The sequence below is a fragment of the Thermoflexus hugenholtzii JAD2 genome, assembly GCF_900187885.1.
GTDB classification, from domain to species: Bacteria; Chloroflexota; Anaerolineae; order Thermoflexales; family Thermoflexaceae; genus Thermoflexus; species Thermoflexus hugenholtzii.
On record NZ_FYEK01000078.1, the window covers coordinates 22341 to 34641 of the forward strand.

At 67.8% G+C, this 12301-nt stretch carries 8 protein-coding genes; all 8 read right to left on the reverse strand.

Annotated elements, in window-relative coordinates; translation table 11 throughout:
• Positions 1-29: 29 nt before the first annotated feature.
• The 8 genes from CFB18_RS14465 to CFB18_RS14500 all read right to left on the reverse strand — a co-directional run bounded on the left by CFB18_RS14465 (position 30) and on the right by CFB18_RS14500 (position 12247).
• Positions 30-452 carry a hypothetical protein gene (locus tag CFB18_RS14465; protein ID WP_088572509.1) on the reverse strand — a complete coding sequence of 141 codons (423 nt, stop codon included), beginning with the start codon at positions 450-452 and terminating at the stop codon, positions 30-32.
• A gap of 46 nt (positions 453-498) precedes the next feature.
• Positions 499-1797 carry a glycosyltransferase gene (locus CFB18_RS14470; RefSeq protein WP_200808242.1) on the reverse strand — a complete coding sequence of 433 codons (1299 nt, stop codon included), beginning with the start codon at positions 1795-1797 and terminating at the stop codon, positions 499-501.
• A 12-nt stretch (positions 1798-1809) separates the two neighbouring features.
• Positions 1810-2637 carry a class I SAM-dependent methyltransferase gene (locus CFB18_RS14475; protein ID WP_088572510.1) on the reverse strand — a complete coding sequence of 276 codons (828 nt, stop codon included), beginning with the start codon at positions 2635-2637 and terminating at the stop codon, positions 1810-1812.
• Positions 2638-2778: 141 nt separating this feature from the next.
• Entirely contained in the window at positions 2779-4194 is a 1416-nt protein-coding gene (locus tag CFB18_RS14480) for a class II fumarate hydratase (RefSeq protein ID WP_088572511.1), read from the reverse strand.
• Between the two features lie 46 nt (positions 4195-4240).
• Positions 4241-4468 (reverse strand): DUF2905 domain-containing protein, encoded by a 228-nt coding sequence (locus CFB18_RS14485; RefSeq protein ID WP_088572570.1) that lies wholly within the window; start codon positions 4466-4468, stop codon positions 4241-4243.
• A 25-nt stretch (positions 4469-4493) separates the two neighbouring features.
• A complete protein-coding gene (locus CFB18_RS14490) occupies positions 4494-5033 on the reverse strand; it encodes an HNH endonuclease (RefSeq protein ID WP_088572512.1) in 540 nt (179 codons plus the stop codon).
• 142 nt (positions 5034-5175) lie between these two features.
• The gene (add, locus tag CFB18_RS14495; RefSeq protein ID WP_088572513.1) at positions 5176-6330 is read right to left on the reverse strand and encodes an adenosine deaminase; all 1155 of its coding nucleotides are present in this window, start codon (positions 6328-6330) and stop codon (positions 5176-5178) included.
• A 70-nt stretch (positions 6331-6400) separates the two neighbouring features.
• Entirely contained in the window at positions 6401-12247 is a 5847-nt protein-coding gene (locus tag CFB18_RS14500; RefSeq protein WP_159461794.1) for a GAF domain-containing protein, read from the reverse strand.
• Positions 12248-12301: the final 54 nt, after the last annotated feature.

A 12301-nucleotide genomic window follows, 5' to 3' on the forward strand; every position in this document is an offset into this window, starting at 1 on the left:
GCGCAGCGGCGCTGCGCCCCTACCTGTATTTATGTCCGGCGATCCAGACGGCGCAACCGCTGGTAGCGGGGGATCCCCTGGAGCTCCTGCCAGCGGGCCTCCGCATCCCCCCACCGCCATTCGTAGGTCACCCATCCCTCCCCGTCCAGATACGCAAAGCGGGGCCCTGCCCCCAGGGAACGCTGGAGCGCTTCCACAATTTTGGGCAGATCCTGGTCCATACGCAGGATCACATAACGGCGGGGCTCGAACTCGATCTCGAAGGCATGCCCGCGCCAGTAACCCCGATACCGGAAGGGCGGATCCTTTTGAAGCGGATCCACCGGCGAGACCCATGCCTCCTGCAGGCGCGCGAACCAGAGGCTCTGGCGGAGCTGCTCCGCCACCGCCCCCGCGCTGGGGCGCTTCTCCGCGTAGAACCAGTGGACCTCAGGGGGCACACCCGCAGACATCCTTCCTTCCCTCCGATGAAGATCTCAGAAAAAGAAGGACACCGGCTCATCCCACCCAGGCCGGCCCGCGCCGGTAACAAATCAGGCGCTGGGATCGAGCCCGATGGGCCTTCAGGACCTCCTGGTAAAGCCCCAGGATGCGATCGGCAATGAGGGGCCAGGCGAACTCCTGGGCCCAGCGGCGGCCGCTCTCCCCCATCCGCCGCCGCAGCGCCTCATCCCGCAACAAGCGGTCCAGAGCCCGGGCCAGGGCGATGGGCTGACGCCGGGGCACCCGCAGGCCGGTCTCCCCGTGGCGGACCAGATAGACCAGCCCGCCGACCTCCGAGGCAATGACCGGTGTGCCGCAGGCCATGGCCTCCAGGGCCACCAGGCCGAAGGACTCATAGTCCGAGGGCATCACCACCACATCCGCCGCATTGTAATAATATGGCAGGGTCTCCTGGGCCTTCGCCCCCAGGAAGGTCACCAGATCCGAGATCCCCAGATCCTCCCGCAGCTGCTGCAGCCGGCGCATCTCCGCATCCGCGGAGGCGTCGGGATCGCCGCCGATGATCACCACTGCGAAATCCCGCGTCCAGGTCGGGCACTCCTGGGCCAGGATGGCCACCGCCCGCATCAACGTCTCCAGCCCCTTCAACGGCTCGATCCGCCCCACGAAGAGGACGTAGCGTCGGTCTGGAGGAAACCCCAGCACCCGCCGCGCTTCCTCTTTGGGAAGGGGGCGGAACTGCTCGAGATCCACCCCCGGCGGGATCACGGAGATGTGGGAGGGCGTGGCGCCATACAGCCAGACCAGCTGGGCCTTCTCCACGGGAGTGGCGGCCACCAGCCGATCGACCTCCTGGACGATCCGCCGCTCCGCCTCCAGACGCTGGGGAGGCTCCTGCTCCTCCGGCCGCCGGGCGACCCGGTTCTTCATCCGACCCAGTGTGTGGAACATGTGGATCACCGGCGCGCGCCAGGCCGCCCGCAAAGACAGGGCCGCCAGGCCAGAGAGCCAGTAATGGCTGTGGATCACATCGTACGTGAGGTCCTCCCGCTCCGCGAAGCGCCGAACCCACTCGACGAACTCCGGCAGGTGCGGAAGGATGCGGGCCTTCTCCAGAGGGGCCTCCGGCCCGGCTGGGACGTGGATCACCCGTCCGCCGGGGCCCAGATCATGGACGATGTGGGGGAGATGCGGGTTCTGGGAGCGGGTGAACACATCCACCGCGATGCCCCGGCGGGCCAGCTCCCGGGTCAGCTCCCGCACGTAAACGTTCATGCCCCCCGTGTCCTTACCGCCCAGGGTCGCCAGGGGGCAGGTGTGCACACTGAGCATGGCCACGCGGCGCACCGCCATCCCATCGCCTCCCTATGCGTGGACTTCGGCGGAAGCGGAAACGGGAGCCGCCCGGAGCGGCTCCGGGGAGCGGGCCTTGCGGGCCAGGAAGAACGTCACCTTGGCGTCCACCTCCAGCCCGCCCAGCTCCCGGATGCGGGGCTCAAAGCGGGCCCAGACGGCCCGCCAGTCCGGCTTGTTCCGCCATCCGTAGGCGCGCTCCAGCCAGTCGCACTCGAACTGGATGAAGGCCCTTGCCTCATCCGGATCCAGGTTCACCCCGGTGGGGTAGAACTCCACTTGCTCCACCTGAAACCCCATTCGCTCGAGGGCAGCCCGGATCTCCGCTTTGGTGAAGAACCCGGCCCGGATGTATTGATAGATCTCGAGGGCGAGCCGCTGGGAGGGCGTCTCCGCGTCCTCCGGGGTGGTGGTGGCCAGGGCCAGCCATCCTCCCGGCTTCAGGACCCGACGGATCTCCCCAAGGAAACGGTGCAAGCTCGGGAGATCCAGGCAGATGTCCTGGAGCGCCAGGAACGTCCCCACCCCATCGAACGTCTCGCTGGGGAAGGCCAGCCGGTAGGCGTCCATTTGAACGAAGACGCTGGAGCGAGATGAGAGATCCCGGGCGTGCTGTCGGGCCAGCTCCACCTCGCAGCGGGCCAGGTCGATCCCCACCACCACCCCCGGGGATCCGGCCTTCTCGATCTCCAACGCGAACCATCCATCCCCGGTCCCGACGTCCAGCCAGCGCTCCCCGGGGGCGATGGGGATCCGCTGGACGATCGCCCGACGCACCCCGTTGAGATCATCGTAGTAGCTCTGGAACTCCCGGATCACACGCAGGCCACGCTCCCCCATCGATCGCTCCCTCCGCTGAGATTCAGACGTGGCGGACTTCCTCCGCCTTCCTTTGCCGGCTCCTTCGGGCGATCAAAGGCGGGTGGAGCGGAGACGCCCCACCCGCCCGGATCCATCGGCGCCCCTGCCGACGCGGGCCCTTCATCCTCCGCCGGACATCCCGGCCACGAAGCCGCCCTCGGTCATCTTCCGCACGTCCAGGACCTCGTCGAGCTTCTCCGGCGGCATCAGACCCATCTCCAGGACCACCTCCCGGATGGTGCGGTTCTCCGCCATGGCCTTCTTAACCACCTCCGCCGCCCGGTCGTAGCCGATGTAGGGCGTGAGGGCGGTGGCCAGGATGGCGTTCTTGTGCACCAGGGTCTCCATGTGCTCCCGGTCGGGCACGATGCCGCAGATGCATTTATCGGCCAGGACGGTGGCGGCGCTCGCCAGGATGTGGATGGACTGCAGCAGGTTGTGGGCGATCACCGGAAGGGCCACGTTGAGCTCGAAGTTCCCCGAGGCCCCGGCCATGTTGATGACCACATCGTTGCCCATCACCTGCATGCAGACCATCATCACCGCCTCGGGGATCACCGGGTTGATCTTCCCGGGCATGATCGAGGAGCCCGGCTGCAGGGCGGGGAGGCGGATCTCCGCCAGGCCCGCCTGAGGGCCCGAGTTCATCCAGCGCAGGTCGTTGGCGATCTTATAGAGCGAGACCGCCACCGTCTTCAGCTGCCCGCTGAGCTCCACCGCCGCGTCCTGGGCCGCCTGGGCCTCGAAGTGGTTCTCCGCCTCACGGAACGGCAGGCCGGTCTCCTCGCGCAACGCCGCCGCGATGCGTTGACCGAACTCCGGATGGGTGTTGATGCCGGTCCCCACCGCCGTCCCGCCCAGGGCCAGCTCCGCCAGGTGCGGCAGGGCCGCCTCAATGCGCCGGATGCCATGTTCGATCTGGCTGGCGTAGCCTGAGAACTCCTGCCCCAGGCGGATCGGCATGGCGTCCATCAGGTGCGTGCGGCCGGTCTTGACGATGTCATCGAACTCCCGGGCCTTATCCGCCAGCACCTCGTGGAGATGCCGCAGGGCCGGGAGCAGCCGTTCATGGACGGCCAGGTAGGCCGAGACGTGGATGGCGGCCGGGATGACGTCGTTGGAGGACTGGCCCAGGTTCACATGGTCGTTGGGATGCACCTCCTTCGAGCCGATGGCCCCGCCCAGGATCTGGATCGCCCGGTTGGCGATGACCTCGTTGGCGTTCATGTTGGTCGAGGTCCCCGAGCCGGTTTGGAAGATGTCCAGCGGGAAGTGATCATCCAGCTTCCCCTCGATGACCTCCCGGGCCGCCTGCATGATCGCGTTCGCCCGGCGCTCATCCAGCAGGCCCAGATCCCGGTTGACCCGCGCGGCGCAGTATTTGATCAGCCCCAGGGCGCGGATGAAATCCCGGTGGAACCGGATCCCGCTGATGGGGAAGTTCTCGATGGCCCGCTGGGTCTGCGCCCCCCACAGGGCATGGGCGGGGACCCGCACCTCGCCCAGCGAATCCCGCTCAATTCGGAACGCCTCCATGGCGACCTCCTGCGGATGGATGTCGCCACCGCCGCCCATCCGCCCCTCACCGCCAGAGTCGGAACACCAGGTTCAACACCAGCGTGAGCAGCAAGCTCAACAGGATCGAGGTGGCCAGCGGGAAGAAGAACACGAAATTCCCCTTCTGGATCAGGATGTCCCCCGGCAGCCGGCCCAGGCCGGGGACCCGACCGATGAGAAGGAACAGGAAGCCGAAAGCCAGGAAGAAAAGGCCGATCAGGATGAACCAGCGTCCGAACTCCTGGAACGGCATCCGCATCCCCCTCCAAACGCCGGGCTTACCAGCCTTCCAGGTATTTCCGCCATTCCACATATTCTCGCAGATAGGACCCAAAAAGATAGCGGATGGTGGGGACCGGCTCGAAGGGCGGACGGAGCAGGGTCATGTGAGCCTCCGCCGGCGTGCGGTTCCCCTTGCGACGGTTGCATGCCGGGCAGGCCGCCACCAGGTTCTCCCAGGTGTGCCCCCCGCCCCGATGCCGCGGGATCACGTGATCCACCGTGAGATGCGGGGAGGACCGCCCGCAATACTGGCAGGTATACTGATCCCGGCGGAGGATCTCCCGCTTGGTCAAACGGAGCCGGCGGGGCGGCCGGCGCACCACATAGCGCAGACGGATCACCGAGGGGCGGGGGAAAACCCGGGAGGGCGTGCGCACCTCGCCCCGGCCGTTCTCCAGGATCTCCGCCTTCCCGCTGAGCACCAGGACGATCGCCCGGCGGAGGGAGCAAACGTTTAACGGCTCGAAGTTGGCGTTCAGCACCAACACCGGCTCTCGAAGCGGCGATAGGGATGAGAACCTCCTTGAGGCCTCCATGGCTTCAACCTTCCTGCCGCTGGCTTCTCCAGGCGGATCGGGAGATCTCGAACGCGCTCGCCCTCCATTATAAACACAGGAAGCCGGATCCGCCAGCCGGCGGGTTGAGGAATCCGGGGACACGGCTGTGACCCTTGTGGCCTCAGGGGAGGGAAGCCTCGGGCCCTTCGCCGGGAGCGCCGCCCAAGGCCCGGAGCTCGTGGTGAAGGCGCCGGGCCAGGAGTCGACGTTCCTCCGGGCTCAGGAAGGCGGCCTCGATCCCGTTCTCCAGGATCCGGAGCAGGTCGGGCCACTGCAACCCCATCCCGGCCATAGCGAACAGATACTCATCGGTCAGGGTGGTATCGCTGATGCTGGGATCATCTGTGTTCAAGGTGACCTTCAGGCCCAGGCGGTAAAGATCCGGGAGGGGATGTCGGTGGAACCCGGCCACCGCCCCGGTGTGCAGGTTGCTGGTGGGGCAGACCTCAAGGGGGATGCCTCGCTCGTGCAGCAGCCGGAGCACCTGCACATCATGCACCGCCTGGATCCCGTGGCCGATGCGATGGGCTCCCAGGACCAGGATCGCCTGACGGATGTTGGCCGGAGGGCCTACCTCCCCGGCGTGGACGGTGAGGAAGAGCCCCTGCTCCCGGGCCCACCGGAAGACCGGCAGAAGCGATTCCGGCCCGTAGCGAGCCTCATCTCCGGCCAGATCCAAGCCCACCACCCCATCCCGGCGATGGGCCACCGCCAGGCGGGCGATCCGCCAGGCCACCTCGGGATCCTCCCCCCGCACGATGGTCATGATGAGGCGCACCATGATATCGAAATCGCCCTCGGCCCGGCGCACTCCCTCCAGCACCCACTCGGTCACCTCCTCCAACCGGAACCCCTGGGCCTGGGCCAGGGCCGCGGGATTGAAGCGCAGCTCCAGATAGCGCACGCCATCGGCGGCCGCGTCGGCCACCGCCTCGTATGCCATGCGCTGGATGGCCTCCTCGCTGGTGTAGAAGCGACGGAGGATCTGAAACCGGGCGAGGAAGCGCTGGAAATCGGCGGGCTCGCTCGCCGTGACCCGCAACAACGGCTCCAGGGTCGCCGGGGTCGGATCCAGCCCCAGAGGGAGTTTGTGGCGCCGGGCGATCTCCAGCAATGTGCTCAGGCGGAGGGAGCCTTCCAGATGCCGGTGCAGATCCACCTTGGGGAGGCGCCGCAACCAGGCCCGCCAGGCATGGGCCGCCGGCCCATGCCGCAGGCGCATCCGGTCCCGCTCCGGGGTCCGCAGCTTCACATCCTCTGGATCCCGGCGGATCATCCTCGCTCCCCGTTCGATTGTGCCTTTTCACAGGATGCCATGGGGTGGATTCGCTGGACCGCCACAGCCTTTACGATTCCCCGAAGAGGAACTCCAGCAGCTCGTCGGAGGCCACGGCCGGCGGCTTGGGGATCGTGAAGTAGAAAGTGCTCCCCTTGCCGAGCTCGCTCTCCGCCCAGACCCGTCCCCCGTGGGCCTCCACGATCCGCTTGACGATGGCCAACCCCAGCCCCATCCCGCCGAACCGCCGCCGGGTGGAGCCGTCCACCTGATAAAACCGCTCGAAGATCCGATCCAGTTTATCCGGCGGGATGCCGATGCCGGTGTCCTGAACGGAGACCTCCACGTGGTCTCCGCGATCCACCACCCGCACTGTGATGCGCCCCCCATTGGGGCTGAACTTCACCGCGTTGTGCAACAGGTTGTCCAGGACCTGGGAAAGCCGCTCCCGGTCGCCCCACACGACGAGCGGCCCGCCGGGCTCCTCCAGGAGGATCTCCAGATTGGACTGGGATGCCGTGAGTTGGAAACCCTGGATGGAGACGCGGGCCAGGCTCACGATATCCACTGCCTCAAAGGCCAACGTCCCCCGCTCGATCCGCTGCAGGGTGACGATGTCCCCCACCAGCCGGGTGAGGAGGTTGGTCTTCTCCGCGATGATCCCCAGGGCCTCCCGCTGGGCCTCCGTCAGCGGGCCCATGGAGCCATCGATCAGGAGATCCACATACCCCTTGATGAACGTCAAGGGCGTGCGCAGCTCGTGGGAGACATTCTGCACGATCTCGTCCTTCAGGCGATCCGCCTCCTGGAGCTCCTCATAGGCCCGGCGCAGCTCCTCCGCGTGGACCCGCAGCTCGTAGAAGAGGCGGGCGTTCTCGATGGCCGCGGCAGCCTGGGCGGCCACCACCGTGAGCAGCCGCTCGTGCTCCGGCTGAAACGCATGGGGGACCTCATCATCGACTGAGAGGGCCCCAATGGCCCGATCCCCCACGATCAGGGGAACACACAGGATGGAGCGCACCGAAGGGTCGAAGACCACAAAGCGAGGATCTTCGCGGGTATCGGGGACGTAGATCGGGCGCTTCTCCTGAACCACCCGTCCGGCGATCCCTTCCCCGATCCGCAGGCGGGCTTCCCGCCGCCAGCGGTCCTTCACCCCGGCGGCCGCCCGGATCTCCAGCATCTCCGTCTTGGGGTTCAGCAACATGATGTTGGCCGCCCGGCAGCGGAGCACCTCCCGCAAGGTCGTGACCACGGAATCCAGCAAGATCCCCAAATCAAGGGTGGTGCTCATGCGGCGGGCGAACTCATAAAGGGTAGTCACTTCCCGGAGGCGCTGGGCGGTCTCGCGATGGAGGCGGGCGTTCTCCAGCAGCACCGCCAGGTGGCCCGCCAGGACGGTCATTAGACGAAGATCTTCCTCGCTGAAGGCGTTGGGCCGTGGGCTCTCCGCGTTCAGCACGCCGATCACGCGCTCGCCAATCTTCAAGGGGACCGCCAGCTCGGATCGGGTGCTGGGCTCCGCCTCGATGTAGTCTGGATCCTGCCGCACGTCCGGCACCAGGGCGGGCATCCCGGTGCGGGCGACCCGCCCGCAGATGCCCTGCTCAACCGTCAGGGGGACGCGAAGGGCCTGCTCCGAGAAGCCGTAATGTCCGATGCTCTTCAGCGCCCCGGTCCCTTCCTCCAGCAACAAGCACTCCACTGCCTCGAAGCCCAGAGTGCGCTGGATGGCCGCGAGGGCCTGGCGGACGACCCGGTCCGGATCCAGGGTCACCGCCGCCGCGGTGATCACCTCATACAGGATCGTCAACTCGTTCAGGCGGCGACGCACCGTTTGGAAAAGCCGGGCGTTCTCCAGGGCGATGGCCAGCTGGCCGGCCAGAGCGCTGAGCAGACGGATGTGCTCCTCCCGGAAGGCCCCCGGCTCCGGGCTCTGGACGTCCAGGACTCCGACCAGGCGGTCGCCTGCGAGCAGGGGAACCGCCAGCTCGGAGCGCGTCTCAAGGATGGAGGGAAGGTAGCCCGCATCAGCCTGCACGTCCGGGACGCACACCGGGGCCCGCGTGGCTCCCGCCCGCCCGACGATGCCCTCCCCGAGGCGCACCTGTGACACCCGCCGCGCCTCCTCCGCCCGCTCCCCGGTTCGATACCGCACCAGGATGTGAGGATCCACCGGATGAGCCAGGAAAAGGGCAACGTAGCGGAAGGCAGGTATCTCCTGGAGCATCTTCAAAGTTTGCTCGACTAGGGTCTCGAAATCCATCGAGCGGACGGCGATCTCGGAGGCCTGGCGCAGGATCTCCAGCTCGGCGAGGCGCTGGCGGGCGGCCTCGTAGAGCTGAGCGTTGGCGATGGCCACGGCCACCTGATCGACCACCGTGCCCAGCCAGCGGAGCTCGTCCGCGCGGAACAGTCGGGGCTCCCCGAAAACCACGTGGAGCGTCCCGATGATCCGGCCGGCGTGACGCAGGGGGAAGGCCGCGACCGCCCCCACCCTCCACGTCCGCGCCTCCGCATCCTGGAAGAAGGGATGGACGGTCGCATCCGGGATGATCAGAGGATGCCCGGTTCGACACACCGTTTCCGTGACCCCCCCGGGGCGAGGAGGAGGGGCCTCCCACCGGAGCTCCCCTTCCCGGGCGAGCGTCATCCCGCCGCGCCAGCGCTCCCCGGCCTCATCCCGGAGATGGATGTAAATCCGATCCGCACCCGTATGCTCCAGCAGCCGCCGGGCCACCGTTTCGAGCACATGATGGAGATCGAGGGTGGAGGTGACCTGAGCGGCCACCTCCTGCAAGGTGGTGAGCTCCGCGATCCGCCGCTGGGAGTCTTCATACAGTCGGGCGTTGTGCAGGGCCAGGCCGATGTGATCGGCCAGGGACTGGAAGATCGGCTCATCCTCCGGAAGGAACGTCTCGGGGTGGACCGAGAAGAGCACCAGCGCTCCGAGCACCATCCCTTCCAGGTGGAGGGGAATGACCGCCAGCGAGCGGACCGGATCCATCTCCTCCGGCACGAAGGGCTGATAACGCTCATCCCGCCGCGCGTCCATGATGCGCGCGATCGCATCGTTTTCGATGCTCCAGGCCAAGACACCGCCCATCGGCCGAAGGTCCCCGGCGGGAAGGTATTCCGAGAGCAGGCCGGCGGAGGCGGCCACCTCAACATGCGCCCGGTCCGCGCTGACCCGGAAGAGAACGGCCCCGTCGCAGATCCCCATCTCGGCCACGATCTGCCGGGCCGCCGTCTCGAACACCTCCGGGATCCGCAAGGCTCCCGTCAGCGGCCGGGTGATCCGGCTCAACGCCTCGAGCAGCCCCGCCCGGCGCTGCTCCGCTTCATAGAGCATCGTGTTAGCCAAGGCCACGCTCACCTGATCCGCCAGGGCCCGGGCCAGCTGGATCTCCTCGTCCGTGAACGTCCTCAACCGGACGTCGCTGAGCTCGATCAGGCCGATGGCGCGGCCCCGCACCCACAGCGGGAGCATCAGACAGGTCTGATACCCGAACTCCTGCATCCATGCCTTCTCGTGGGGATCCGCCTCCGGGTCGTCCATACGGATCACCATGAACTCCCCTACCTGAAGCAGCCGGGTCGTGGCCGGATACTGCGCCAGGGGATACCGCCGGCCGACCTCCGGCAGGGAGGGATCCTCCGCCTGTCGCTCCGGGGGCGTGTAATCCGCCTGAACCACCAGGGACTCCCCCTGGGGATCCAGGAGGGAGATCGAGCAATTGGTCACCTGGAGCACGCCGGCGAGATGGCGGGCGGCCTGCCAGAGGACCTCCTGAGTGCTCAGGGTGGAGGCGGCCAGGGCGGCGCCCACCACCAGGGCCCCTAAATCCCGCAGCCGCCGCTGGCCCTCGTGATACAGCGCAGCGTTCTGAAAGAGGATGGCTGCGTGGAAAGCCAGCAAGCCGAGGGCTTCCCACTCCTCATCCGGAAGATCCCGCCCGGGTTCCGGGAAAAGGAGGAGGACCCCCAGGGATCGCTCGCCATAGCGCAGGGGGATCCGCCAGGCGGGCTCCCCATCCAGGACGATAGCCTGGGGTTCCGCCCCTGCTTCCTCCAGAACCGCGCGCATCGCCCCCGGAGGGCGGGCCGGATCGGAAGGGGGATCCGAGGCGGCCAGCCGGGCTCGATGGCCTCCTGTGGCGCTCCACACCCAGACCTCGGCGCGTTGGGCCTCCACGAGCTCCCGGGCGACCGCTGCCAGCCGGCTCAGGATCCCCTCAGGCTCCGTCTCCGCGGCGAGGGCCGCCATCCCTCGACTCAGCCGGCCCATCCGCAGAACCCGCCGGCGTTCCTGCAGGGTGATCCGGGCGGCCTCCAGCATCGCGCCCAGCTGGTCGGCCAGGGCCAGGATCAGCCGGGGCTCGGAGGCGAGCCAGCCGCCCGAGCCCGAGGCGCTCAGGCCCAGCAGGCCGATGGTCTGCTCCCGGGCCCGGAGGGGGGCCAGGATCAGAGTGCCGGACGGCAAGGGAATCGTCCGAGCCTGACCCTCCCGGAGGACCGCATCGATCGTCTGCGGCGGGAGCGCCCGCATCCACTCCTCAACGACCTCCGGGGCCAAGCCGTGGCTGTAGCGGCCCTGTCCTTCCCCATCCTGCAGATCCAGCCATCCGCCTGCGAACCCCAGGCCTTCGACGAGACGGCCCAAGGCCTCCTGGATCAACCGGGGCAACTCCGGTTCGAGCTTCGAGAGGCCGGCCACCGCGTGGCTGATCTCAGCAACCTGGGCGAGGGCCTGCTGGTAGCGGTCCCGCTCGATGCCGGTAACGCGCAGGCGCTCGGCCATCACCAGGAGCATGGCGATCTGATGGCTGAGGAGCGTCAGCAGGTCCCGCTCCAGCGGATGGGCGGGTCGGGGCCAGCGATAGCCGAAGGCCAGCAGCCCGATGGTCTCCCCTTGATGGAGCAGGGGGAGCATCACCAGGGTGCGAACCCCCAGGCTCTCCACCACCTCTCGGGTGATCGGCGCGAGGATCGCGGTGCGGGTATCTTCGATATACCAGGCGTAGCGATGCGCCCGGAAGGCGGCGTAGGTCGGCTCATCCATTTCCAGCTGGCCGAAACGGACGGGGAAGGCCTCGCCCACACCGAAGCCGATCACCAGCTTCATCCGACGGCCGTGCACCCGATAAGCCGCCCCCAGGTCCGCCTTCCACATCTCCATCAGCAGATGCAGGGCGCGAGCGAGCAGCGACCGGGAGTCGTGGAGCTCCGCGCTCAGCTCCGCCAGCATTCCCAGGCTCTGGGAGAGCTCCCGATGGAGGCGTTCCTCCGCGCCGGGGCTCGTCTGCCGGATCAATCCGCCGCCGGGGATCGGAGTGGCCAGCCAGCGGGCCTGTCCGCGCTCCCCTTCGGGCCCCAGCACAACCTCCCAGATCACCGGGAGACCCTCCCGGAGGACATGGACCCAGGCCTCCGCCAGGGCCTGACGCTGAGCGAGGCTTGCCCACTCCCAGAGCGGGCGCTCCAGGAACTGGGATCGGGGGAGCTGCCAGAAGTGGGAGGCCGCGGCGTTCGCCCACAGGATCCGGCCCTCTGGATCCAGCATGTAGAGAGGCTCGCCGAGCTCCTCCCAGTGGGCGAGGCGGTCTGGAGGGATTAACGGGTCCAGCTGTAGACGAAGCGCCCCTGGGGAGCGTCCCATCGTGGCAATAAAACGGCATGGAAACGCCATCGGCGCCAGCCAGAGATAGCCCTCCCGCGGCTCGCCCGTGCGGGCGGCCTCCTCCAGGACAGACCATGCAGGCGAAAGCCGCAGGATGGCCTCCTCCACCCGCAGCCGCCGACGGGGGGCTGATCCGAAGATCCATCCAGCGAGGGCGGATCTGCCGGGGTAAAGCCAGCCTGTGCGCAGATCCACACGGAGAACCGGATCAGAGGAATGTGCCCCTTGCGCCTTCATTTCCCCATCCCCTGTATTTTGGGAACATTCGGAGCACGCGCCTTCAGCGGTTCC